23 protein-coding genes are annotated in these 24,967 nt (G+C 65.0%); 9 read left to right on the forward strand and 14 right to left on the reverse strand.

Translation table 11 applies throughout. The annotated features are described in order from the left end of the window. Window positions 1–12: 12 nt before the first annotated feature. Entirely contained in the window at window positions 13–702 is a 690-nt protein-coding gene (locus E3O67_RS10915) for a glycosyltransferase family 2 protein (RefSeq protein WP_241979220.1), read from the reverse strand. A gap of 43 nt (window positions 703–745) precedes the next feature. After that, window positions 746–1,705, reverse strand: a complete 960-nt coding sequence (locus tag E3O67_RS10920) for a glycosyltransferase (protein ID WP_167726592.1) — start codon at window positions 1,703–1,705, stop codon at window positions 746–748. A 132-nt stretch (window positions 1,706–1,837) separates the two neighbouring features. Between E3O67_RS10920 and E3O67_RS10925 the strand changes: the two genes are divergently transcribed. Further along, entirely contained in the window at window positions 1,838–3,235 is a 1,398-nt protein-coding gene (locus tag E3O67_RS10925; protein WP_134429399.1) for a hypothetical protein, read from the forward strand. Window positions 3,236–3,317: 82 nt separating this feature from the next. On the opposite strand, the gene E3O67_RS10930 is transcribed toward E3O67_RS10925, so the two are convergent. Continuing rightward, window positions 3,318–5,543, reverse strand: coding sequence for a hypothetical protein (locus E3O67_RS10930; protein WP_135102701.1), 2,226 nt, complete (start codon window positions 5,541–5,543; stop codon window positions 3,318–3,320). Window positions 5,544–5,782: 239 nt separating this feature from the next. Here E3O67_RS10930 and E3O67_RS10935 point away from each other — a divergent pair, with 239 nt between their 5' ends. Beyond that, window positions 5,783–6,703 (forward strand): ABC transporter permease, encoded by a 921-nt coding sequence (locus E3O67_RS10935; RefSeq protein ID WP_134429403.1) that lies wholly within the window; start codon window positions 5,783–5,785, stop codon window positions 6,701–6,703. A 4-nt stretch (window positions 6,704–6,707) separates the two neighbouring features. Next, complete coding sequence (locus E3O67_RS10940) at window positions 6,708–7,934, forward strand: ABC transporter ATP-binding protein (protein WP_134429405.1); 1,227 nt, start codon at window positions 6,708–6,710, stop codon at window positions 7,932–7,934. Here E3O67_RS10940 and E3O67_RS10945 read toward each other — a convergent pair. Genes E3O67_RS10945 through E3O67_RS10960 form a run of 4 tightly spaced genes read right to left on the reverse strand, consistent with a single transcriptional unit; the run spans window position 7,931 to window position 12,515 of the window. Then, window positions 7,931–9,226: a glycosyltransferase family 4 protein gene (locus tag E3O67_RS10945; protein ID WP_134429407.1), complete on the reverse strand. Its 1,296-nt coding sequence runs from the start codon at window positions 9,224–9,226 to the stop codon at window positions 7,931–7,933. The genes E3O67_RS10940 and E3O67_RS10945 overlap by 4 nt on opposite strands. A gap of 44 nt (window positions 9,227–9,270) precedes the next feature. After that, window positions 9,271–10,260, reverse strand: a complete 990-nt coding sequence (locus E3O67_RS10950) for a glycosyltransferase family 2 protein (protein ID WP_135102702.1) — start codon at window positions 10,258–10,260, stop codon at window positions 9,271–9,273. Continuing rightward, entirely contained in the window at window positions 10,253–11,182 is a 930-nt protein-coding gene (locus E3O67_RS10955; protein ID WP_135102703.1) for an NAD-dependent epimerase/dehydratase family protein, read from the reverse strand. The genes E3O67_RS10950 and E3O67_RS10955 overlap by 8 nt, the downstream gene beginning before the upstream one ends. After that, a complete protein-coding gene (locus E3O67_RS10960; RefSeq protein WP_135102704.1) occupies window positions 11,175–12,515 on the reverse strand; it encodes a glycosyltransferase family 1 protein in 1,341 nt (446 codons plus the stop codon). The genes E3O67_RS10955 and E3O67_RS10960 overlap by 8 nt, the downstream gene beginning before the upstream one ends. Before the next feature lie 97 nt (window positions 12,516–12,612). Between E3O67_RS10960 and E3O67_RS10965 the strand changes: the two genes are divergently transcribed. Then, the gene (locus tag E3O67_RS10965) at window positions 12,613–13,485 is read left to right on the forward strand and encodes a glycosyltransferase family 2 protein (protein WP_135102705.1); all 873 of its coding nucleotides are present in this window, start codon (window positions 12,613–12,615) and stop codon (window positions 13,483–13,485) included. Here E3O67_RS10965 and rfbA read toward each other — a convergent pair whose 3' ends face one another. Next, entirely contained in the window at window positions 13,486–14,355 is an 870-nt protein-coding gene (rfbA, locus tag E3O67_RS10970) for a glucose-1-phosphate thymidylyltransferase RfbA (protein WP_134429417.1), read from the reverse strand. It abuts the gene before it with no gap. A gap of 2 nt (window positions 14,356–14,357) precedes the next feature. Further along, entirely contained in the window at window positions 14,358–14,966 is a 609-nt protein-coding gene (locus E3O67_RS10975) for a dTDP-4-dehydrorhamnose 3,5-epimerase family protein (protein ID WP_134429419.1), read from the reverse strand. A gap of 72 nt (window positions 14,967–15,038) precedes the next feature. Here E3O67_RS10975 and rfbB point away from each other — a divergent pair, with 72 nt between their 5' ends. Genes rfbB through E3O67_RS10990 form a run of 3 tightly spaced genes read left to right on the forward strand, consistent with a single transcriptional unit; the run spans window position 15,039 to window position 18,021 of the window. Further along, a complete protein-coding gene (gene rfbB, locus E3O67_RS10980) occupies window positions 15,039–16,025 on the forward strand; it encodes a dTDP-glucose 4,6-dehydratase (protein ID WP_134429421.1) in 987 nt (328 codons plus the stop codon). Further along, window positions 16,025–16,879: a dTDP-4-dehydrorhamnose reductase gene (gene rfbD / locus E3O67_RS10985; protein WP_134429423.1), complete on the forward strand. Its 855-nt coding sequence runs from the start codon at window positions 16,025–16,027 to the stop codon at window positions 16,877–16,879. The genes rfbB and rfbD overlap by 1 nt, the downstream gene beginning before the upstream one ends. After that, on the forward strand, window positions 16,876–18,021 hold the full coding sequence (locus tag E3O67_RS10990; protein WP_134429424.1) for a glycosyltransferase family 1 protein: 1,146 nt from the start codon (window positions 16,876–16,878) through the stop codon (window positions 18,019–18,021). The genes rfbD and E3O67_RS10990 overlap by 4 nt, the downstream gene beginning before the upstream one ends. A gap of 61 nt (window positions 18,022–18,082) precedes the next feature. Here the strand turns inward: E3O67_RS10990 and E3O67_RS10995 are convergent, their stop codons facing one another. The 3 genes from E3O67_RS10995 to E3O67_RS11005 form a co-directional block, all read right to left on the reverse strand. Continuing rightward, window positions 18,083–19,447, reverse strand: coding sequence for an LCP family protein (locus E3O67_RS10995; RefSeq protein WP_241979221.1), 1,365 nt, complete (start codon window positions 19,445–19,447; stop codon window positions 18,083–18,085). Further along, complete coding sequence (gene purE, locus E3O67_RS11000; protein ID WP_135102725.1) at window positions 19,444–19,911, reverse strand: 5-(carboxyamino)imidazole ribonucleotide mutase; 468 nt, start codon at window positions 19,909–19,911, stop codon at window positions 19,444–19,446. The genes E3O67_RS10995 and purE overlap by 4 nt, the downstream gene beginning before the upstream one ends. Window positions 19,912–19,998: 87 nt before the next feature. Next, window positions 19,999–21,135 (reverse strand): 5-(carboxyamino)imidazole ribonucleotide synthase, encoded by a 1,137-nt coding sequence (locus tag E3O67_RS11005; protein ID WP_135102706.1) that lies wholly within the window; start codon window positions 21,133–21,135, stop codon window positions 19,999–20,001. 121 nt (window positions 21,136–21,256) lie between these two features. On the opposite strand from E3O67_RS11005, the gene E3O67_RS11010 reads away from it, so the two are divergent. Further along, window positions 21,257–21,781 (forward strand): GtrA family protein, encoded by a 525-nt coding sequence (locus E3O67_RS11010; RefSeq protein ID WP_135102707.1) that lies wholly within the window; start codon window positions 21,257–21,259, stop codon window positions 21,779–21,781. Here the strand turns inward: E3O67_RS11010 and E3O67_RS11015 are convergent. After that, entirely contained in the window at window positions 21,740–22,297 is a 558-nt protein-coding gene (locus tag E3O67_RS11015; RefSeq protein ID WP_241979222.1) for a PH domain-containing protein, read from the reverse strand. The two genes, E3O67_RS11010 and E3O67_RS11015, sit on opposite strands and share 42 nt — an antisense overlap. Window positions 22,298–22,303: 6 nt before the next feature. Then, window positions 22,304–23,146 carry a biotin--[acetyl-CoA-carboxylase] ligase gene (locus E3O67_RS11020; RefSeq protein ID WP_134429430.1) on the reverse strand — a complete coding sequence of 281 codons (843 nt, stop codon included), beginning with the start codon at window positions 23,144–23,146 and terminating at the stop codon, window positions 22,304–22,306. A gap of 204 nt (window positions 23,147–23,350) precedes the next feature. On the opposite strand from E3O67_RS11020, the gene E3O67_RS11025 reads away from it, so the two are divergent. Beyond that, complete coding sequence (locus tag E3O67_RS11025) at window positions 23,351–24,964, forward strand: acyl-CoA carboxylase subunit beta (RefSeq protein WP_370260434.1); 1,614 nt, start codon at window positions 23,351–23,353, stop codon at window positions 24,962–24,964. Window positions 24,965–24,967 lie beyond the last annotated feature (3 nt).

Below are 24,967 nucleotides of genomic sequence, written 5' to 3' on the forward strand. Positions count from 1 at the left end.
CTCGCAGTCCGATCATTTGAAGATGAGGTCGCTGACAATGTTGACGGAGTTCCAGACGGACTGGCCCTTCGACCTCGAGTAATCCGTATAGATGATGTGCACCGGCTGCTCGGCGTAACGGAGCTTCAACCGCCCGATTTCGTTGACGATCTCGGAGGCGTGGGCCATCCGGTTCTGGGTCACTCGAATCGAACTCGCCGCCTGGCGAGACAGGGCACGAAGTCCGTTGTGCGCATCCGTGAGGCGCACACCTGATGTGACGTTCTGGAAGACGACGGCGGCCTTGAGGACCAGCCGTTTGATCGCGCCGGGTTTCGTGCGGTCGTCGAGGAAGCGCGACCCCACCACGATGTCCAGCGGCTCCGTCGCCAGGCGCCTGACCATGTCCAGAGCGTCCTCTACCCGGTGCTGCCCGTCGGAGTCGAAGGTCACGAAATACTCGGCCCCCGGGTCGGTGAGTGCGTATCGAAGTCCGGTTTGCAGCGACGCACCCTGACCTAGGTTGATGGGGTGGTGCACGACGTGGGCACCAGCGCGGCGCGCCGCCTGGGCCGAGTCGTCGGTGCTGCCGTCATCCACGCAAACGACGTGGGGGAACGTCTCCCGGGCGTAACGGATGACGTCTCCCACCACGGCTGCTTCATTGAAGAGCGGAATGACGAGCCACGTCTTTTCCGCGATTATCCGGTCCGCGTCGCTCATCGCCGGATCCATCGGACTAACGTCCCTAGTCATATCATCTGCTTCATAATCCATCGGACTTGGCTGTGCCTTTCCCATTCTCTTTCGAGCCTAGGCCCTTGCTCCCTGCGGGACGGACCCGGAACAACAGCGCGTAGGCGAACCTCAAGGCGCGTTGCGGAAGTGCTCTGAACGCACTTCGGACAAGCAGGTTCACGTACATTCGGGGCGTTCTGATCAGACCGTACGAGCGCAGGTTGCGCTGCATCTGCACCTCCGCGGCGAACATCCCGCGGGCGGACCGACGCTTGAACATGGCCGGGTCAGCCCGGAACAGGAGTAGTGGTTCAGCGAGATTCAGCATCGGATAGCCCCCGGCAGCCAGCCGGGCAAACAGGTCATAGTCCTCCATATTGGGGACATGACGCACGCCGCCGACCGCCAGGGCTGCGTCCCGGTCCAGGAAGAGCGTCGGATTGTTGATCGGGCTGTTGGTCAGAACGTATCGCCGGATTCGTTCTTCCGTGAGCGGCATCACCCGCAGTCCGACGATGTTCTCCTCGTCGCCCTCGAATTCCAGCATGGCGGCGCCGATCGCCGCATAGTGCCCACCGGATGCGGCCTGCGCCTGCATTTCCAGCCGGTTGGGCAGGGAGACGTCATCGGCGTCCATCCGGGCGACCCAGCGGTTTCTCGCCGCTTCAATGCCCGCCTGCATCGCGTAGGCCACGCCCCGATTCTGCGCCAGCGAGATTCGGCGCACCCGGGAGTCGACCCCGCCGAGTTCGGCCACGACCGCGTCAAGGCCCGGGCCCAAAGGCCCGTCCTCCACGATCAGGATTTCGTCGGCAGGGAGAGTTTGATCCTGCATACTCCCGAGGGCCCTGCGCAGATGGCCAGGCTCGACTCCGCTGTAGACGGGGATCACCACGGTGATCGGTTCGAAGGATTCGCCGACTGGGCTCACGGTACTATCCATCCTTCTGTTCGTTGCACCCCTTTGCCGGGGATTATCTGCGCTCACGACTAAGGTCGAAGTACCCATGGTATGCGGCCCATTCGACGGCGCGCGCACCCGTTAACGCCCCATCCGTCTTCCAGCTATCGGGGCCGCCGGTATTCTCGACGGAATCCGGGTCGCCTCCAAGAGATTGATATGACCGTGTCACACGAGCAAACCGTCACAGCCGCCGCAAAATACCAGTCGCGATGGAGGCGCCTCTTCATCGCCCTCTGGGTACCGGTCGTTCTGGTCATTGCCTCGTTCGGGATGTCAGCCGTCGTAACCGCGAACCACGGACCGGCTCTCTCCCCTGTTGACGAATGGGTCTATGTCGACTACCTGTTCAAACTTCCCGTACAGGGCATCGTGCACGAGGGCGAGAAGATCGGCAAGGAAGCCCTCGTCATCATGTCCTGCGACGGCGTCACGCCGTACGGCCCGATGGGCCCGGCGTGCGGCAGCAGCGTCGCAGACCTGTCGGTGTTCCCATACAAGGGCGTCACGTCGGCCGATGCGTACACTCCAGCCTACTTCGCGGTGACGCGCGTGGTCGGAGACGCCGTCCACACGGTCACGGGCATCAATCAACTCTCGTCATGGCGGGTCACGGGGGCGCTCTGGCTCGGGCTGGCCTCCGTGCTTCTGCACCTCCTACTTCGGCAATGGCGCATCCGGCGCCCGGTCATCCTCGGGCTCGGGTTGGCCCTGATCGCATCGCCGTTCGCCTGGTGGACCTATACCTATATCAGCACGGACGCTCCCTCCCTCGCCTTCGGCATCCTCCTCCTCCTGACGGCGGTGAAGATCGGCCGGGGCCAATGGTCCGGGTGGTGGCTGGCGGTGATCTCAACGGCAGCGGTGCTCTTCAAAGTGACGAATGTTCTCGGCGTCTGCCTCGCTGCTCTGTACCTGCTCATACTGTGGCTGCTGGAGCGGAAAGAAACACACTGGGCCGGTTGGAAGACTCGCAGACCGTATCAGCGGAACCGGTCATCGCTTGGATTGCTCTTCTTCGCCGTCCTCGCGCTCGGCGCATCGGTGACCGCCCAGCTGGCTTGGCTGGCCTTCCGCTCAGCGGAAGCGGTCGGAATCCCCGTCGATCAGGCGATCGGCATTCCACTCACACCTGAGGAGCTCGTCTCCCAAGTCGCGACATTCCTTCCCAGCGCGATCGTCTCCAACGTCAATGTCACGGGCTCGACCGACCTCGCCTACGCAATTCCGGGCTTCGTGGTTGCACCGCTCACGTGGATCTGTGTTGCCGGGGTCCTGGGGGCGTTTTGGACCCTGCGCAAGGGATCGAAACTCACCCCGATCGTGGTGTCCGTTACTATGGCCGCTTTGTTCTTCGCGCCCATGCTCGCAATTATGATCCATGTGACGACCGGCAACTACTTTCCGCTTCCGCCTCGGTACGGGGCCTCGATCGTGGGGTCGTTCCTGCTGCTGGCCGGTCTCACAATTCGGAACCGCTGGGCCGTCGGCATCCTCGTGGCCTACTCGGTCGCCCTTTACGCCTACGTTCTCGTAAGTGCCCCGTTGCTGGCCTAAAACCCCAGTTGCAGAAAGAACTGGCCCCGTGCGCTGTAGGCATGGGGCCAGTTCTACGAAAACTACGGGATCGTGATTGAGGTCAGCCCCGTGTACCCCCGGTTCCAGGTGTCCAGGTGAGAACGCCGCCAAAGAACGTCTGAGTGCACACCGAGGCCGCGTTGCAAGTCATCTCTGACTTGGGCCATCCGAGTGTGCCGCCCAGGCCTCCGAGGGTGTTGTAGTACGTGCGCATCTCGCCTCGAAGGGCATACGCGCCGAACTGCTTCGACGCGGCGATGGCTCCCTTCTCGAAGGTCTGCACCGATCCTCCCCCGTTCGCGGCGACGAAGATCTCGCCACTGGTGGGCCAGCCCAGGACCCCCGTGGTTCCACCGGCCGTCGTATAGGCACCGTTGATGGCGGTCCCAACGATCGAGGCCCCTTGGGTTGACGACCAATACAGCGTGCCGCCCACGAACGTCTGTGAGCACCGCGTGGCATCGCCACAGACCTGATCCCCCGTGGGCCATCCCAGCATTCCATCGATGCCGCCGGCCAGATTGAACGCGGTGCGGATGTCCCCGGTGAGAGCGTGCGCCCCACCGTTCGGGGACCAGGCGATCGCCCCGTTCTGGAATGCCTCAACCACACCGCCGCCATTGGCGGACAGGGCAACGACACCGGAGGTCGGAAGGCCTAGCGACCCAGTCGACCCGCTCGTGCCACCCAGCTTGTCGTAAGCGCCCGCCAACCGTGCGTCTACGTACGCCCCCTGACCCGCCGTCGTCCAATAGAGTTTGGCACCCTGGAACGACTGGGAGCAGTCGGCTGCTCCGCAGAGCTGGTCCGACGTCGGCCAGCCAGCGGATCCGCCGATTCCCCCGACGGTGCCGTAATAGTCCCGAATGGACCCGGAGAGTACGTGCGCCCCGCCGCTCGAGGACCAGGCGATGGCACCCTTGGCGAATCCCTGCACGCGCCCGCCACCGTTGACGGTCAAGGTCGATGGCGCAGTCGTCGGCAGCCCGAGGCTTCCCGCCGGGCCTCCGGCAGCCGTGTAGGCCCCCAGCAGTGCGGTCGGAACGAAGCTGCCGCCCGCGGCGGGCGAGGCAAAGAACGTGCCGCCCGTGAAGGGCTGCGTGCACAGACCCGCACCATCGCAGGTCTGGGCGGCGGTCGCCCACCCGGGATCGCCGGTGACTCCGCCGGCTCGCGCCAGCTGGCTCCTGATCTCCCCGGACAAGACCCAAGACCCGGCCTTGGAGGACACGATGGCCCCCTTCTGGAAACCCTGGACTGTGCCGCCGCCGTTTGCCGCGATGCTGTTCGGGTCGGATGTCGGCCATCCGAGTGTCCCGGTGATGCCCCCCGCCAGGCCATATGCGGTGCGGATGGCGCCCGTGAGGACGTACGCGGTGGTACCGGTGGACCAAGCGATGGCGCCGTTCACGTAGCCGCGAACGTACCCGCCGCCGTTTGCCGTGTACTTGGTGACCTTCGTTGTCGGTGCGCCCAGGTAGCCGCCTGAACCGCCCGCCCGTTGGTAGGCCCGTTCGATGTACGTCTCGGGCCCTTCGATCGGGGAGCCGAACCAGTCCGAGTACATGCGCCAGAAATTACGGTTACCGTAGGAGCTGCAGGTGTCGCCGGACCCGTAGAGATTGGAGAGGCCCGCCTGGTTGGGCTGGTATGGCGTGTAGTTGTAGAGTCCGGCCGTGGCCTGATTCCTGATGTATACCGAACTGCTTCCGCAAGAGCTATTCGGGTGGTACCACACTGCGTTCCAGCGATCCGGTGCGTGACGCCACCGGGTCGGATTGTTGGCGTAGTACTGAAATTGCAGCGCAGCGGCGTAGACCTGGTTGAAGAAGCCGTAGTACGACGTATCACAGTCGGCCGTGTCCGGGCATCCGTAGCCGGTGGCACTGCGGTACTGACGCGCCGACGGCCAATCGTCAGTGACTATTCCCTGCTCCTTTTCGAGCAGAACGATCATGGCTTTCTGACTGATGCCACAGGCAAGGCCCACCTTGGCAATGATCTGCGCGGCCGACTCATTGGCTTGGCCCTGATAAGCGTCACAGTCGTTGGAGACCGCGGCGCGAGTTGGCGTGTCCTGTCGATAGTCCTTCAGACAGACGTAGCCGATACGGCACGTCGGCACCCTCTCATTGAGGAATTGCTGAACCTGGGACGCGCTCATGGCGGCCCCGTCGAAGAACAGGTTGTCGCTGATGATGTAGGCCGGATCAAAGAAGGAAGCATCAGCAGCCTGGGCGGCTGGCGGCGGAGCGACTGATACAAAAAGTGCGCCCGCGAGGGCCACCGCCAGCGTCAGCCCAGTCAGGCGTTTGAATCTCACAGGATCTCCATCTTGGTCGGCATGACGCCGGGTTGGCCAGGCGATCCCAGCAGCGAGAGATTCGGGCCCTCGTCTCCTACACCACTCCCCTGGAGGTAAGCAGACCTCAAGGCTATCGACTCACAGGCAATGCGGAGCCTGCAACACGACACGATTTCGCCTAGACTCGTCCTCGCCCATCCCCCCACAATCGAGAGTTGTTCATGTCATTGGCACAAGCCCGCGATCGCGAACAGCGAGTTGCCATGGAAGACCTCAAGCCGGTCGGGCAGTCGACACGCTTCGTCACCGGCACCTGGACCTCGATCAAGGATGTCTGGGCCAGCCGCGAGTTGACGTCCCTCCTCGTGAGACGCGAGCTCAAGGCGCGGTACAAAGACAGCTCGCTCGGCATTGTCTGGAGCTTGGTACGTCCGCTCGCCCAGCTTCTCATCTACTACTTCGCCATCGGCGAGATTCTGGGCTTGGCCCGCAGCATTCCCAGCTTCGCTATTTTCGTCTTCGTGGGACTCACCACCTGGGGGCTGTTCGTCGAGATCGTCCAGGGCGGAACGACCTCCATCACCAACAATGCCGGCCTGATCAAGAAGATCTACTTGCCGCGGGAGATCTTCCCGCTCGCAAGCGTCGGTGGTGCCCTTTTCAACTTCGGCGTGCAACTCATCATCCTAATTCTGGCCACCATCGTGGCTGGCCAGATTCCCATGGACTTCAATCTGCTGTACGCACCCCTCTCCCTGGCTGTACTCATTTTCTTCGCCACAGGTCTGGGCATCCTCCTCGCCGGCCTGAACGTCTACTTGCGTGACGTCCAGCACCTCGTAGAGGTGGCTATCATGGTCCTCTTCTGGGCTTCGCCGATTGTGTACTCATTCTCGTTCGTGCACGACAAGCTGCAGGGAAACTGGCTCGAACAGTTGTATCTGGCAAACCCGATCACCGTCGCCGTGCTCGGGATGCAGCGTGCGTTCTGGGTAGCCGGCACCACCGAGTCCACGTCACAGAACTGGCCGGACGACCTGGCCATCCGGCTCTGGATCGCCTTGGGCATCAGCATCGTGATCCTCTGGATCGGCCAGCGCATCTTCTCACGCATTCAAGGCAATTTCGCACAGGAGCTGTGACCCGATGAGCACGCCGACAATCATCCACGTGGAAGACGTTTCGAAGAGATTCGTCATGCACAAAGACAAGTCCATCAAGGAGCGCATCCTCAACTTCACCCGGGCGCGCAAGCACCAGGACGACTTCTGGGCGCTCAAGGACATCTCCCTCGACATCGCAACCGGCACGACCGTGGGACTTGTCGGACACAACGGTTCAGGCAAGAGCACCCTACTGAAGGTCGTCGGTGGGATCATCCAGCCCACGACCGGCCATGTCAGCCGTCGCGGCCGGATGGCCGCTCTTCTCGAGCTGGGCGCGGGTTTCCACCCGGACCTCACCGGCCGGGAGAACGTCTATCTCAATTCGGCCATCCTCGGCCTCAGCCGCAGCGAAACCGACGGGTACTTCGACGAAATCGTAGACTTCTCCGGCATCGAGGAGTTTATCGACACCCAGGTGAAGTTCTACAGTTCGGGCATGTACGTGCGGCTGGCGTTCGCGGTCGCCGTCCACGTTGACCCTGACCTGCTCCTCGTCGATGAGGTTCTTGCTGTTGGAGACGAACCGTTCCAGCGCAAGTGCATGGCAAAGATCGCTCAGTTCCAGGCCGAAGGCCGCACGATCGTGTTGGTGAGCCACTCCGCCGAGCAGGTTGGCGCACTCTGCGACAGGGTCGTCGTGCTCGAGCACGGGGAAATGCTCCACGACGGCGATCCGGCACAGGCACTGCGCGTGCTCCGAGGCAGTTTCTCCGACGAGCAGGTCAGGCATGAAGAGAAGCTTGAGGCCGAAGGCCGGCCCGAGCACCACGTCGTCGCCGTTCCGCAGGTAAGCGTGACCGCATCGGAGCAGGACAACGCGGGAATTATTGCTCCGCGCGCCGACATCCACGTGAGCGTGCAGTACGAGGTTCTCGAAACCATCGACCCCTGGCTGATCGGCGTCGCCCTGGAGACCGCGGTCGGCAACGTGGTCTTTCGGATGACAACGCGTGAACTTGGCGAGACGCTTCCGCTGGAGCCTGGTACCTACGCGCTGAACGTGACGTTCAAGAACCACAACCTCGGGGGTGGGTCGTACTCGGTCAGCGTCGGCATGGCCTACGAGGCCGGGGCGACGATCCAGGTCGTGAACCCGGCCGCCACGTTCGAGGTCGCGGACTACGGAGTAGGCCGGGGTGCGATCCGTTTGGACGTCGAATCCAGTATCCGACGGATCGAAGCCGCCCGGGCCGCCGGCCTCTCCTAGAAGCCGCGACGCACCGTACGCAGTTTCCGCAAGGTCCGGTTCACCCAACTGTGCCGGATTCCGTTCAGGGTGCGATAGAGCCGACTCGAATAGAGCTCGTCCAGAGTCTCGTTCATCGAGGTGAGCCTGTCTTCCTGCTCCAGGATGTCCGTCTCCAGCTCGACGATGGTGGCGTTGAGTTCGGCTGACGCGTCCTTGAGCTCGTCGGAGAGCGCCTGCATTCGGATCCACTCGCGCACATACGAGCCGAAAGCGGCCTGAACGTTTTCGTGCGCCTGAATCTGCTGACGGGTAAGGTCGCCGATCGCCCTGCGCCGATCTGAGGCGAACTCCAGCAGGTCGTCGAGCCGTTCCGGCAGAAGGTAGACGCGCGTCCAGTCACGACGCACCAAGGCCGCCTCCGCGACCGCGTCGTCGATACCTTCGGAGATCTCTGCGACGATCTCCGAAGTGCTCTTCGTTCCGGTTCCTCTGCCCGAGAAATTCTGCCAGCGCGCTTCCTCAATGTTCGCCCGGCTGATCCAACCCGGTCCGCCGAAATGGTCGTAGCAGTACACGGGGACTCCGGCGACGATCGAGTACTGCACCGTCTTGCCGATGGAGATGATCGCGTCCGTGCCGGCCAGGGTGTCCGGCGTTACCCGCCGCGGAGCGGCTCCCAGCTCGGTCTGGGAACCGATCACGTCCAGGACGAAGTGTTCCCGGAGTCCACCGAAGGCAGCGACGAGTTCGGGTGGGATGTGGTTGGAGACCACCGTGATTCGCCGCTCAGCACTCGGAGTCGGTGACACCTCGCCGAATCGGGCCGGCGCCGCATTGCCCATCACCTGGAGACGATCGGGCTCCACATCCTCGTAGACCCCCGTCCCGCGATGGATTTCCAACGATCGCGGCGACTCGAACAGGACGGCCGTGGCCAAGGACGATTCCAAGGCCGCAGCCATCGTGAACTCAGCCGGGAGAATCGATGACATGTGGTGGAACACGAACAGGATCTCGTTGGCGTGTTCCAGCACGACCACTGGGATGATGGAGTGCTGAATCCACGCGAGGTCAGGAAGCCGTGCCTCCAGGTTCGCAGCGAGTGCGACATCCCACAGCTCGAAGACCGTGACGCCCTCGATCCGGTCGAACTCCTCACGGATCGGGTAACCGAAGGAGTGGGTTGCGATGACGACTTCCACGCCCTGCCCGGCGAGGTACTCTGCGAGTTCCAGGGTCACGATCTCGGCGCCCATGTAACGAAGCAGGTGCGCCTGGGTGATCAGGATCTTCGACCCTTTTAGCTGCATTTCATATCCTTGGAAGTTGCGGGGTCAGTGCTGAGCAGAGGCACTCAGATTTTGCGTGCAGTCTCCAGCGATCCCGAGTCGAGGGCCGCCTGATCCGTGAGATCCGTCAGGGTCGACGCTCGGTAGCTCGTCCACTTCCGCACCTGGTAGGGGGGGTTCATGGCGAGCCAGAAGAACCGGCGCTTCCAGCTGAAGTCGGGGTCTCGGAGAATGCGCAGCGTGTCGCCGGCGATACCCCGCATGGTGAGGCGAAGTTGCGCTCGCCCCGTCATGGGTGGGATCGGGAAACCGATCTGGCGCAGACCGATGGTCTCGTCGAAGATCCGCTTGCCGTACTCGGCCAGGGTGAGGTCGTTCGAGTGCTCGACCGCCGCTCGACCTGCGTACGCCTTGCGATAGCCGGCCTCGATTAGGTCCTTGCCGAAGAGTTGGTCCTCTGCGTAGCGCACATCGCGGTACGGGATGGTGTTGAGCAGGAAGTCTCGCCGCGCGGCCGAATTGACGTCAGAGTAGAAACTGATGGCGTTCAGCACACCCTCACTCTGCACGAACGCATCCTTGTAAAACACGGACGTGCCCCAATCCGGTCCGAAGCCCGCGAAGACACCCTGGATCTCGTACTTGAGCAAGGGGAAACAACCGGAGCGGGGAATCTGCTTGCCCATCACGGCGACAATGCGCTTATCGAGCCGGAACGGTTCGAGCAACTCGCGCAGCCACTGGCGGGAGGCGGGGATGGCATCGTGGGTCAGATACGCCACGAACTCGCCGGTCGCCAGCTGGGCGGCGAGGTTACGGGTCTTTCCGTGGCCGAACTCCGAGTTCGGGATCTCGTGCAGGCGCACCGAGGAGAATCGGCGCACGATGTCGAGGGTTGAATCCGTCGATCCTGAATCGATCACGAGCACCTCGAACGCGCCGTCCAGCTCCTGGCCCAGGACTTCCGTCAGGATGCGTTCGAGGTAGGCCTCACCGTTGTAGGTGAGGATCGCGACCGTCGCACGGGTCGGGGTTACAGCGTTCTCATCAGTCATTCGGGTGGTCTCGGATCTCTTCATAGGTCAGCCTGACGCCTTCGTCGAGCTCGGTCATATTCGCCGTACCGAACTCCGAGCGGTAGCGTTCGGTGTCGAGAACGACGCGGTCGACGAACGTGGGCGGGGCCGGTCGTTCCTCAACGGTGAAGTCGATGCCGGTCACGCGGCGCAGTGAGTTGATGATGTCGGACACCGAATAGCCGATGCCGCTGCCCAAATTGTAAAGGTCGAATTCGGTGTCCACGCCCACCATAGGCGTCACCATCCGAACAAGATCCTCCACATAGACGTAGTCGCGCACCATCGACCCGTTGCCCAGCCGGATCACCGGTCGCCCCAAGGAAATCTGTCGGAGTGCGATCGGGATCAGGCCCTGCTTCTTGTTGGGCTTCTGGCGCGTTCCGTAGGGGTTTGAAATGCGCAAGGCAGTGGACTCGAGTCCATGTTTGGCCTTGAAGTAGTGCAGGTAGTGCTCGATCGACAGCTTGCCGATCCCGTACGGGGAAATCGGCAGTGCCCGGTCGATCTCCGAGTACTCTGCCTTGCACTGCGGTCCGTAGATGGCACCGCCGGTCGAGGCGAAGTAGAACCGTTTGATCCCCGAAGTCGCGGCCGACTCGAGCAGCTCAACCGTCTGGGCGACATTGGTGCGGATGTCCAGGGTCGGATCGCTCTCGGCGGTCGCTGGGCTCGTGGTCGAAAGGAAGTGGAAGACGTAATCTTGACCGCTAACGGCGCCTTCGAGATCGGAGCGGCTGAGGAACTCCCCCTGCTGCACCCGCACGCCCGGGGCCGTAAATGTCGGTTTCAGGGAACTGAACCGGTCGAAGGCGGTGACGGTATGCCCGGCAGCGGCGAGTGAATCTACAAGATGGGATCCGATGAAGCCGTTGGCGCCGATAACGACTGTATTAGCCACGCATAGCCCCTTCGAACGCCGCGAGGAATTGCACGCCGGAATCCGACCAGTTGACCTGAGCTACCGACTCCGACATGGCGATCGATCGTGCGACCGCATCGGGGTGGTCGAATACTTCGGCCATTTTGCGCGCGATGGCCAGTGGCGAGGCCGGCACGTATTCGATGAAGGGGTTGTCCGAGACCATCCGGTTGTTCGGGCCATCGTTGACGACCGGAGTGACACCGCTCGAGAGCAGTTCCAACGGCAACAGGGACATATTGGACAGCGACATCACGAGACCCGCGGCGCAGCGGTTGTACACGGCGTTGAGTTCGGAGATGTCGAGGCTCGAGAGGTTCGTGTACTCAAACGGGATATTCCAGTTGGACACGTCCCAGCCGGCGAGGTTGATGCGCACCTCGGGTTTGAGCCTGGCGAACTCAGCCAGGGCGAGCAACCCGAATTCGAACGCGCGGCGCGGCGTGACGGGCCTAGCGTAGAAGAAGACCTCGTTGCGACGTCCGACGTTTGTGACGCTGTAGTGAGTCTTGTCCACTGCGAAATCGAAATGGTCCGTGGTCATGCCATATTCGGTGGCGAGCTTGTGGGCCAGCCACCCACCGGCGGTGATGCCGTGAAAGCCGAATTTGTAGGTGTTGCCAGCCAGCAGGGACTCGGTGCCAAGCGGGTAGAAGCTTGCCTCATAGTCCTGCACGAAATAGAACCGGCGAGCATCGGACTTGTCAAGATAGGCAGGGTAGGCCGTCTCCCATCCGGTGGCGAAGAGGGCCTGGGTGCTTGCGTCAACGCCCTGCTCGCGGTCGTACATCGTGATGCGGGCCGCTACTTCCGGGTATGCCCCGGCAGACTTCAGCATCGCGCGGATGTCGGGGATGCTCACGGCGGCGGCACTCGTCGTGTAGAGATAGATCGAGCAGCGGTGCCCGGCTTTCTCGGCGATGTCGATGAACCGGAACAGGTTCTGGTGCCCCCCGCTCTCGAGCCCGGGAGGCGACATGATCCAGGCGATGTCTACTGGGCCTTCGTCGACCACGGTCGGCGAGACTCGCCAGTGCGGGGACTGGGTCCAATCCAGCTCCGCCGCATCCTCATTCGCGACGAGCATGATGGCCTCGTGTCGCGCGATCACCGAGCTGGCCTTCGTCAGGCTCCGCACGATGAATACACGCGCGCCCTCCGCACGCAGAACTCGCGCTGGACGAAGGGCGATGTGCAGCGCCTTTCCTACAAAAACTCGAGGACCCTGCTCGCGGATGATGCGCATACTCCGGTGGAACACAGAGATCCCCTTGTGGGTCGGCATCGGATCGGTATTAGTAGGTATAGACATGTCTGGATCACTCTATCAACCGGCCCGGGCCGGGTCGGAACCCGCCTGTCGGACGCGGCGACCCGGGGCAACACGGCACTGGGTATGCTTGACCCTGATGTCTAGCACTCCCCTCGAATCCACGGTTGTGGTCACAGTCACCTACAATTCGAGTTCCCACCTGCCGAAATTCCTCGACTCGGTGCGCACCAGCGAAGACCACCAGCTCACCGTGATCGTGGCCGACAATCACTCATCAGACCTCGAGGCCATAAGTCTCATTGTCCAGTTGCAAGGTGCACGCCTTCTGCCACTGGGTGAGAATCGAGGCTATGGCGGTGCCATCAACGCAGCGATCGCGTCTCTGCCGAGACACGTCACCTCGATCCTGATCTCGAATCCGGACGTCGAGCTCGGCCATGGCGCAACCAGCGCGCTGCTCGCAGAGCTTGCGGCCGATCCTCTCGTCGGCTCGGTCGGACCGAGAGTGCTCAACGCCGACGGCACCACGTATCCGTCCGGACGAGAGCTTCCCTCGCTCCGAAACGGAGTGGGGCACGCGCTCTTCGCACGCATCTGGCCAGCCAACCCGTGGAGTCGGTCGTATCGTGCCGAGAGCGAGGGTTCCGACGTGCGCCGCCCGGTTGGCTGGCTGTCCGGTTCCTGCCTCCTCGTTCGTCGCACCGCGTTCGAGGAGCTGAACGGTTTCGACGAGGGGTTCTTCATGTACTTCGAAGACGTCGATCTGGGCTACCGGCTGGGAAAGGCAGGGTGGAAGAACGTCTACACGCCCGAAGCATCGGTCGTTCACACCGGTGCGCACTCGACCAGCACCGAGTCCGGCAAGATGGTGCGCGCCCACCATGACAGCGCGTACCGATACCTCGAGAAGAAATACTCTGCTCCCTATCTGGCTCCGGTTCGCTGGGTGCTGAAGCTCGGCTTGACGGTGCGGGCCCACGTCTTGGCCCGCACCGGCCGGCTCGGCTAATCAGTCGTTCGCGGCGATGAGCCCGGTCAGATAACGCCCGTATCCGCTTTTCTGGAGCGGCTCCGCCAGCGCCTCGAGGTCGGAATTTGAGATCCAGCCGGCCCGCCAGGCGATCTCCTCGATGCAGCCGACCTTGAAGCCCTGGCGGTCTTCGATCACGCGCACGTACTCGGACGCCTGCATCATCGACTCGAACGTGCCGGTGTCGAGCCACGCCGTGCCGCGGTCGAGAACCTGAACGTGCAGGTTGCCCTGGGCGAGGTAGCGCTCGTTGACGGTGCTGATCTCGAGTTCGCCGCGCGCACTGGGCTCGATGGTCTTCGCGATCTCGACGACCGAATTGTCGTAGAAGTAGAGGCCGGGAACCGCGTAGTTGCTCTTCGGCTTCGTCGGCTTCTCCTCGATCGACAGCGCGGTCATGCTGCCGTCGAACTCCACCACCCCATAGGCGTTGGGGTTGCTCACGTGGTAGGCGAAGATCCGGGCTCCCACCAGGTCGGCGTTGCCGCGCAGGGCCGATCCCAGGCCGGCGCCGTGGAAGATGTTGTCGCCGAGCACGAGAGCGACGCTTTGGTCCCCGATGAATTCCTCGCCGATGATGAACGCCTGGGCGAGGCCGTCCGGCGACGGCTGCGAGGCGTACTCGATCCTGAGGCCGAGGTGAGACCCGTCGCCGAGCAGCGCCCGGAACTGGTCGTTGTACTCGGGCGTGGTGATGATCAGGATCTCGTTTATGTCCGCCATCATCAGCGTCGACAGAGGGTAGTAGATCATCGGCTTGTCGTAGATGGGCATCAGCTGCTTGGAGATGGCCTTGGTGATGGGCCACAGTCGGGTGCCGGAACCGCCGGCGAGGATGATTCCGCGCATTGTTACTTTCCTTCGTTTAGGGAGGTGTAGAACGCCCGAGCGTCGGCCCAGGTGGGCAGCTGACCGCTGGCGGCGGCTTCAGTCAGGCTCGGGGCATCCGTGTCCTTCGGGGACAGGAGAAGCTCGCCGGCCTCGGGCGGGAAGACCAGGCCGATGTCCGAGTCAAGCGGGTTGATGCCGTGTTCGCGTCCCGGGTTGAAGGGCGCGGTGACGAGGTAGCTGACCGTGGCATCGTCGGTGAGTGCCACGAAACAGTGGCCGAGACCCTCGGCGATGTAGATCGCTCGGCGATCCATGTCGTCAAGTAGGACGCTGTCCCACTGGCCGAAGGTCGGCGAGCCGACCCGGATGTCGATCACGTAGTCAAGCACGGCGCCGTGCGTCGCGGTGACGTACTTGGCCTGGCTGGGTGGGATATCGGCGAAGTGGATGCCGCGCACGGAACCGCGCTTGGACACCGACGTGTTGGCCTGGGCGATCTTGAGGCTGTGCCCGATCGTCTCCTCGAGACGGTCGAAGCGATACCACTCGAGGAAGACTCCCCGGTCGTCTCCGAACTGCTTCGGAGTGATTTCGTAGGAATCGGGGATGGAGAGTTCGCGGATCTTCACCGACTAAGCCTACCAAGCGCTTACCGGTAGAATCGCGGGGGCACTTTCATCAAACGGAACGGTTACCTCCATATGAAGATCCTCGTCACCGGCGGAGCCGGTTTCATCGGCTCGAACTTCGTTCGGCGCACCCTCGAAGACGCCTACCCCGGCCTCGAAGGAGCCGAGGTCGTCGTACTCGACGCCCTCACCTACTCGGGCAACCTCGAGAACCTGGCCCCGGTCGCCGGGTCCCCGCGGTACTCGTTCGTGCACGGAGACATCCGTGACGCCGCGCTGCTCGACGAGCTCTTCCCGTCCCTCGACGCCGTGGTGCACTTCGCCGCCGAATCCCACGTGGACCGCTCGGTGCGCGACGCGTCGATCTTCGTCGAGACGAACGTGCTCGGCACCCAGCAGCTGCTCGACGCGGCGCTCCGGCATGACCTGGCCCGGTTCGTGCACGTCTCCACCGACGAGGTCTACGGGTCCATCGCCGAGGGTTCGTGGAACGAGGAGCGCGCGCTCGAGCCGAACTCCCCCTACTCCGCCTCGAAGGCCGGCAGCGACCTGCTCGCCCGCAGCTACCACCGCACGCACGGTCTGAACATCTCGATCACGCGGTGCTCAAACAACTACGGGCCGTACCACTTCCCCGAGAAGGTCATCCCGCTGTTCGTCTCCAACCTGATCGACGACAAACATGTTCCCCTCTACGGCGAGGGCAACAACATCCGTGACTGGCTGCACGTGGACGACCACACCCGCGCCATCGCGATGGTGCTCGTCGGCGGCCGCGCGGGTGAGATCTACAACATCGGCGGCGGCACCGAGCTGACCAACAAGGAGCTCACGCAGATGCTCCTCGACTCCACCGGCAAGGACTGGTCCTATGTGGACCGGGTCGCCGACCGCCTCGGGCACGACCTGCGCTACTCCGTGGACATCTCCAAGATCCAGGCCGAACTCGGCTACGCACCGCTCGTTCCGTTCACTCAGGGACTCGCGGACGTGGTGCAGTGGTACCGGGACAACCGCAGCTGGTGGGAACCCCTCAAGGCCCGTGCGGAATTGAACTGATGACCCGCTACCTGATCACCGGCGCGGCCGGGATGCTCGGCCGCGACCTGCAGGCGGCGCTCGCCGGCCGCGACGTCACGGCGTCCGACCGCACCGAGCTGGACATCACCGACCGGGCCGCGGTTCTGGCCGGAGTCGTCGGCTATGACGTCATCATCAACGCCGCCGCCTACACCAAGGTGGACGACGCCGAGACGAACGAGGATGCCGCGTACGCGATCAACGCGACCGGTCCGCACAACCTGGCGCTCGCCGCATCCGCTGCCGGGGCGAAGCTCGTGCAGGTCTCGACCGACTACGTGTTCGACGGCAGCGCCACCGATCCCTACTCCGAGGACACCCCGCTCAACCCGATCTCCGCCTACGGCCGCACCAAGGCCGCGGGCGAGGCGTTCGTGCTGGCGGAGCACCCGGCGGGCAGCTACATCGTGCGCACGGCCTGGCTCTACGGGGAGCACGGCCCGAACTTCCCCAAGACCATGCTGAAGCTCGCCGCCGCCCGCGACACCCTCAGCGTCGTCGACGACCAGGTCGGCCAGCCCACCTGGACTGCCGACCTGGCCGCACAGATCGTCGCCCTGCTCGATTCCGACGCGCCCGCCGGCATCTATCACGGCACCAGTTCGGGCGTGACGAGCTGGTTCGGCTTCGCTCAGGCTGTGTTCGCAGCCGCGGCCCTGAACCCGGAACGGGTCACCCCGACCGACAGCTCGCAGTTCGTGCGCCCGGCTCCCCGGCCCTCGTATTCGGTGCTCGGCCACGACGCCTGGGCCGCTGCCGGGCTGTCCCCCATCCGCGACTGGCGCGAGGCTCTGGCCGTGGCCTCCGAGCAGGGGATCTTCGCGGACCGATGACCACACTGAAAGTCGTCCTGGACCGGATGAGCGCACCGGTTCCGGGCGGCATGGGTCGGTACACCGAAGAACTGACCCGGGCCCTGATCGCTGCGGCTCCGGCCGAGTGCGACGTCGGAGGAATCGTGTCGGCCTCGTCGGCTGAGGACTACGCGCGGATCGAGGCCTCCCTCCCGGGCCTGGCCGGCCTGCACAAGACGACGCTCCCCCGCCGCGAACTCACGGCGGCCTGGCAATTGGGCATCGTCAACAGCTCCGGGTCAGGCATGATCCACGCCCCGTCTCTGCTGGCGCCCCTGCACCGGCACAGCATCGTCAAGGACGGCACCCAGATGACCGTCACTATTCACGACGTGCTGGCCTGGACGCATCCGGAGGCCCTCACCCCGGCCACCGTCGCGTGGACGAAGGTCATGGTGAAACGCGCCCGCAAGTACGCGGATGCGATCGTGGTGCCCAGCCACGCCGTGGCCCACCAGCTCGCGGGCATCGTCGACCTCGGCGACCGGGTGCGCGTGATCGGCGGCGGCATCGGCAGCGGCCTCCGCCTGCCGTCGAACTCCTCCGCGACGGAGATCATCGCCGAACGCCTGACACTGCCGAACGAGTACATCGTCGCCGTCGGAACGCTGGAGCCGCGCAAGGCCCTCACGGCGCTGGTCACGGGCCTCGGCCTGCCGGGAGCCCCGGACCTTCCACTGATCGTCCTGGGACCGGCCTCCTGGGGCGAACTCGAACTGGCCGCCGTGGCCGACGAGGCCGGGCTCCCGTTCGGCCGGGTGCGGGCTCTCAACGGGCTGACCGACGAGGAACTGGCCGTGGTCATCTCACGGGCGTCCGTGTTCGTCTACCCCAGTCTGGAAGAGGGCTTCGCCGGCCCGATGATCCAGGCGTTCCACCTGGGCACCCCCGTGGTGCACTCGGACGCGCCTGCCCTGATCGAGGCCGCCGGCGATGCGGGGCTGGTCGTCGAGCGTGCGGATGCCGCCGGGTACCCCGAGCGTCTGGCCGCGGCCGTGACCCAGGTGCTGTCCGACACCACACTGGCCAGCCGTCTGCGCATCTGCGGCACCGACCGCGCCTCGGCCTTCACCTGGCGCGATTCCGCCGAGCGCATCTGGCTGCTGCACGCGGACCTGTAGGCCGGGGCCGGTCCTGCCGGCCCCGAACCTCGACCTCGCCCTGCACCGGACTCGACCGGCTTTACGAGGCCGGTTCCGCCGTGGGCGGCGGAGCCAGGGCGGTCTCGATCAGGCTGCGGATGACGTCGTAGTCGGGGTCCTCCGGGTCGATGTCGTTCTCCGGCACCAGCTCCACGGACTGGATCGGCAGCGCCTTCGTCTTCGATGCCAGGTCCACGAAATAGCCGAGCATACCCTGGGGGATGTCGGTCTTCACGACCTGGCTCCCGGCGGTGGCGATCGCCTGGAACTTCGTCAGCACGTTGGCGGGGCTCGCCTGCTGCAGGATCGCCTCCTGAACCTGCCGCTGCCGCACCATCCGGTCGTAGTCGCTCGTGTCGTGGCGTGAGCGTGCGTACCAGAGGGCGTGGAACCCGTCCATGTGCTGCATGCCGGGCTCGAACCAGAAGGCCACCTCGGAGAACGTCTCGTCGGTGTGCACCGGGACGCGGTGGTCGACGTTGATGTCGACGCCGCCGAGGGCGTCGATCAACTCGGAGAAGCCCTGCATGTCGATCAGCACGTAGTACTGGATCGTCAGGCCGGTCACTCCCTCGGCCGCGTCGCGCATGCCCTCGATCCCCGGTTCGCTGCCCTGATCGACGGCGTCCGGATACATCTCCGGGCTCTTCAGCTCGACCTCGGTGTAGATCGAGTTGAGCATGCAGGCAGAGACCTCGCAGCCGTCGATCGAGCCGTACCCCTCCGGGTAGACGGATGCCAACGGCGAGTCGGCCGGGAACGGCACGTCCTCGAGGTTGCGCGGCAGGCCGATCATGCTGGCCTGGCCGGTCTCGGCGTCGATGCTGACCACGGAGATGCTGTCGGGGCGCAGGCCCTCCCGGTCAGGGCCGGCGTCGCCGCCGAGCAGCAGGATATTGTAGCGGCCGTCGGAGGGCGGCTCGGTCGGGCCGGCCACGAAGACCGAGGACAGGAACCCGCTGGCCGTCGTGGCCACGTAGGCCCCATACCCGGCCGTGCCGACCACGCCCACCATCAACACCGTCGCGAAGCCGGCGATGATCGGCCGGGCCTTGGGGGTGGCGCGAACGAGGCGCACCAGGCGCAGGGTGTCCAGAGACAGGATCAGCCAGACCACGCCGGAGAAGGCCAGCAGGAGCGCTACCGCCCACAGGCCGATCGAGTTCGTGAACACGGTCAGGACGACGGCAGGCCAGAGCACGTAGACAACCCCGGCGACCACCGCGAGGGTGAGCAGTGTGAGCGTCAGGCGGAGGCCGAACCGGCCGAGCCGACGGCTGCCGGCCAGCACCTGAGCGGAGCCGGGCAGCACGAAATTGAGCACGACGAGCCACCAGGCCCGCTTGGTCATGACCGGGGCGGACCCGACATCCGGATGCCGGATCGGCGTACGTGCACTACTCATAATCTGTCTTGGAGGTCCAGGTTCTTCTGCTCGACCTGGGCGGCGAGCATCTCCATGTAGCCGAGCAGCTTCACCCGGAGGGTGTCGTCGGCGATGGCGAGAACCTTGACGGCGATGAGAGCCGCGTTGCGTGCGCCGCCGATGGAAACGGTGGCCACGGGAACCCCGGCCGGCATCTGCACGATCGACAGGAGCGAGTCCAGGCCGTCGAGTCGGCCGAGCGGCACGGGCACGCCTACCACCGGCAGGGTGGTCACGGCCGCGAGCATGCCGGGCAGGTGGGCAGCCCCTCCGGCGCCGGCGATGATCACCCGGAGGCCGCGCGCGTGGGCGCTCTGGCCGTAGGCGATCATCTTCTCGGGGGTGCGGTGCGCCGAGACGACCTGCACCTCGAAGGGCACGCCGAAGTCGCGCAGCAGCTGGGCGGCGTCGCTCATCACCGGCCAGTCGGAATCGGAGCCCATCACGACGCCCACAAGCGGCGTCGGGGTGGCGCCGCGCGGAGCGGTCTCGGGCACAGGGTTGTCTGTCACGCAGTCGATCCTATTTGGTCAGTCCTGAAAAACAGCCGCTGCGGCCCGCGCCTGGTAGGCGACGAGGTCCAAATCGTCCCCACCGACGGTCACATGGCCGACCTTGCGCCCCGGTCGGGGGTCCTTGCCGTAGGTGTGCACCTTGGCTGTCGGAAAGGCCTCGAACGCGGCCGGGTAGCGGGACGAGAGGGTCTCCGACGCCGGCCCGCCGAGAATGTTGACCATGACGGTCCACGGGTCCCTGGCGTCGGTCGCCCCGAGAGGAAGGTCGAGCACGGCCCGGAGATGCTGCTCGAACTGGCTCGTCGTCGACCCTTCGATCGACCAGTGGCCGCTGTTGTGCGGGCGCATCGCCAACTCGTTGACCAGGATGCGCTCATCCGTCGTCTCGAACAGTTCGACGGCCAGCATGCCGGTGGCGCCGATGCCCTCGGCGATGCGCACGGCTATGTCGGCCGCCGCATCGGCCAGTCGACCCTCGGACTGGGGCGCCGGAGCGATGACCTCGGAGCAGACGCCACCCTGCTGCACGGTCTCGACCACGGGCCACAGCGCGATCTGGCCGGACGGACGGCGCGCGACCAGCTGGGCGAGCTCCCGGCGAAACTCGACGAGCTCCTCCACCAGGAGGGCGCCGTCATTGCCGTCTTCGGCGAGCGCGGCGAACCAGTCATCCACCTCGTGCTCGTGGGTGACCAGTCGCACCCCCTTGCCGTCGTAGCCGCCGCGGGCCGTCTTGACGACCGCGCGACCGTTATGGGCGGCCAGGAACACGCCCAGCTCGGCGGCGTTCTCAACCCGCGCCCAGTCCGGCACCGGCAGACCCAGCTCGCTCAGGCGCTGACGCATCAACAGCTTGTCCTGGGCATACAGCAGCGCGTCGGGGCCCGGGTGCACGGCCACGCCCCTGGCCACAAGCTCACGCAGGATCTCCTGCGGCACGTGCTCGTGGTCGAACGTGACGACGTCGACGGTCTCGGCGAAGGCCAGCACCACGTCCCGGTCGCGGTAGTCGCCCACCTGCACCGCGGCCAGGTCGGCCGACATGCCCTCGTTCTCGGCCAGCACCCGGATCCGGATGCCCAGGTTGACGGCCGCCGGAATCATCATCCTGGCCAGCTGTCCGCCGCCGATCACACCCACAGTCGTATTCATCGCTCCACCAACTCCTTGACACCGTTCATTCCCCGATACGGGTTCTCTCAGGCAGCAGGCTGGGCCTCGCCGTAGACTCGGGTTCTCGTCTTCTATCTTTGCCCATCATCCGGAGGGATGCATGCCGAGTACACAGCGCCGATCAGCACGGCTTCTGGCCTTCGCCAATCAGCTCGGCAAGTTCGGAGCTGTCGGCCTGGTCGGCTTCGCCGTCGACTTCACGGTCTTCAACCTGCTGCGCACCACGGTCTTTGACCCTGCCGTGCTGGAGGCCGGACCGATCTACGCCAAGGTTGTGTCGACCACACTGGCCATCATCGTGAACTGGATCGGCAACCGCTTCTGGACCTTCGGGGCGAACCGCCAGTCCCGCACGCTGCGCGAGGCGGCCGAGTTCTTCGCCGTCAGCCTGATCGGCATGGCCATCGGCCTCGCCTGCCTCTGGGTCAGCCGCTACGGGCTCGGCTACACCAGCCTGCTCGCCGATAACATCTCCTCGAACGTGATCGGCCTGGGGCTGGGTTCGGCTTTCCGCTTCGTGCTCTACCGGCACTGGGTGTTCTCCCCGCGGCGCGCGGCCGAGGCAAAGGCCGGCCGGGGCCGTCTAGCGGGATCCCCAGTGCGCGGTCTCGTCGGCGAGAGCTGACTGCTCCTGGCGGCGCGAGCCCATCAGGGTGCGCGAGGACTCCATCTGGTCGTGCAGCACCTGCTGCACGAGGGCGGCGTCAGGCACGTCTTTCAACACGAGCGGATGCTCCAGTCCGGCATTGATCAGCACGTCACCCGAGTGGGCCAGCGACTGCAGCCAGTTCTGGCGTACGGTCACGTCGTAGCCGCGGCTGTGCAGAAGTTCCTGGCGGGTGCGCACGAAGAATCCGTGCCGAAAGATGATGCGCCGGGTCGTGATCGTATAGCGGTTGTTCAGCCACGAGGCCAGCGGCAGCAGCCAGAGCAGCAGCACGAGGGCGGCTGCGGCGGCCAGCAGCGCCAGGTTCTCCCACGGCTCCGGCAGCGAGCCGTAGAAATACCCGGCGGCGCCGACAATGGCCAGTAAGGCCAGAGTGGGCCAGAACAGGATCCGGGCGTGCGGGCGAAGCCCGGCCACGACCGATTCGGCCGGGGGAAGCACCTCGGCCGTACCGAAGCCCGCTGTCTTTGTCATAACCCATTAATACCGCAGGTGGGTGACATCCCCGGCTGCGACGGCCTGCGGTTCTCCGTTCGCCTGGTCTTCGACGATGAGCCGGCCGCTGACGTCGAGAGCGATCGCGGTGCCCACGAGGTCGGTGCCGCCGGGCAGTTCCACCCGCACGACCCCGCCGATCGTGGCGCACAGCTCGGTCACCGCGTGCAGCAGCCCGCTCCGCACCGGGTCACCCTCCGCGTCGAGGAAGGCCCGGGTGAGCTGCCGTAGTTCGGTGAGGTAGCGGGCGAGCACGGCATCCGGATCGGGCGCAGAACCGGTCACCAGCAGCAGCGACGTCGACGTCAGCGTGGGCAGGTCGTGCTCGTCGAGGGAAACGTTCAGGCCGGCGCCGATGACCAGTCCCTGCGCGTCGGGCAGCAGTTCCGAGAGGATGCCCGACACCTTGTAGCCGTCGATCAGCACGTCGTTGGGCCACTTCAGGGTGACCTCGTGCCGGGGGGCCGCCTCGCCGGGCTCGTTCGCCCGGGCCGCCAGGCTCGCCTCGACGACCGCGCGCACGGCCCGGGTCATCGCCGCCCCCGCGAGAAGGGGGAACCAGCCGTAGTGGTCGATCGGGAGCGGGGCCGCGCCCACCCGCGGTCGGAGCAGCACCGAGATGGCGAGCGACTTGCCGGTGGGGGCGAGCCAGGTGCGGCCCAGTCGGCCGCGACCGCGAGTCTGGTTGTCGGTGACGACCGTCGACAGTTCGGGCCAGGCTGCGGCATCCTCACCCACCGCGTGGCCGACGAGAACGTCGTTCGTCGACCCGGTCTCGGCCAGGTATTCGAAACGTGGCACGACCTCGCGGCTGAGCGGAAACTCCATCTGGCACTCTCCCTGTGGCTAACTCCTGTAATTCTCCCGAATGGCGGCTCAAATGACACAATCCCGGCTCGAAACCGAGAGTTCTCAGGAGTTGGCCACGGTATTTCAGCCCTTGGCCACGGGGATGCGGGCGCACCCGACCAGCAAACCGGCCGGTTTTTGTAGACAATCGTCAACGATCGGGGGCCGGGGCTGGCCGGTAGAGTGAACCGCGTGACTGAGAACTCGCCCCTTGCGGGCCCCGACCTGTACACGACGGCTGGAAAGCTCGCCGACCTCAAGCTGCGCTATCACGAAGCCGTGACCGCCAGCGGCGAGGCCGCGATCGAGAAACAGCACGCCAAGGGCAAGATGACCGCCCGGGAGCGGATCGACCTGCTCCTCGACCAGGGCTCCTTCGTCGAGCTCGACGAGTTCGTGCGGCACCGCACGCACGCGTTCGGCATGGAGAAGAAGCGGCCCTACGGCGACGCCGTCGTCACGGGCACCGGCACCATCCACGGCCGCCAGGTCTGCGTGTACTCGCAGGACTTCACCATCTTCGGCGGTTCGCTCGGCGAGGTCGCCGGCGAGAAGATCATCAAGGTGATGGACCTCGCCCTCAAGACCGGGGTGCCCATCATCGGCATCCTCGACTCCGGCGGAGCCCGCATCCAGGAGGGTGTCGTCGCCCTCGGCAAGTACGGCGAGATCTTTCGCCGCAACACGGCCGCGTCCGGCGTCATCCCCCAGATCTCGATCATCTGCGGCCCGGCCGCCGGCGGCGCCGTCTACTCCCCCGCCCTGACCGACTTCGTGATCATGGTCGACAAGACCAGCCAGATGTTCGTCACCGGCCCCGACGTGATCAAGACCGTCACCGGCGAAGACGTCGGCATGGAGGAGCTCGGCGGCGCGCTCACCCACAACACGATCTCCGGGGTGGCGCACTACCTGGCCAGCGACGAACCCGACGCCCTCGACTACGCCCGCACCCTGCTCAGCTACCTGCCGGACAACAACCTGGCCGACCTGCCCGTGTTCGACAGCGACATCGAACTCGAGACGACGGATGCCGATCGGTCGTTGAACACGATCATCCCCGACTCCGCGCACCAGCCCTACGACGTGAAGACCGTGATCGAGCACATCGTCGACCATGGTGACTTCCTCGAGACTCAGCCCTTGTTCGCACCGAACATCGTCGTCGGCTTCGCCCGGGTCGAGGGACGTTCGATCGGTATCGTCGCCAACCAACCCAATGCCATGGCCGGCACGCTCAACATCCCGGCCGGCGAGAAGGCGGCCCGTTTCGTGCGGTTCTGCGACGCGTTCTCGATTCCGATCCTCACCTTGGTCGACGTGCCCGGGTTCCTGCCCGGCACCGACCAGGAGTGGACCGGAATCATCCGCCGCGGCGCCAAGCTGCTCTATGCCTACGCGGAGGCGACCGTGCCTCTGGTCACCGTCATCCTGCGCAAGGCCTACGGCGGCGCGTACATCGTGATGGGCTCCAAGCAGCTCGGCGCGGACATCAACCTGGCCTGGCCGACCGCGGAGATCGCCGTGATGGGTGGACAGGGCGCCGTGAACATCCTGTATCGCGCCGAGATCAAGAAGGCCGAGGCAGCCGAGGAAGATGTCGCCGCCGTGCGCACCCGCCTGGCCAACGAGTACACCTACAACGTGGCCAGCCCGTTTCTGGCGGCCGAGCGCGGCGAGCTGGACGGCATTATCGAGCCGGCCACGACGCGCGTCGCGGTGACCAAGGCACTGCGCGCCCTGCGCACCAAGCGAGCGAGCCTGCCGCCCAAGAAGCACGGGAACATTCCGCTGTAAGCG

It is taken from the genome of Cryobacterium sp. TMT3-29-2 (assembly GCF_004564305.1).
Taxonomy (GTDB): Bacteria; Actinomycetota; Actinomycetes; order Actinomycetales; family Microbacteriaceae; genus Cryobacterium; species Cryobacterium sinapicolor.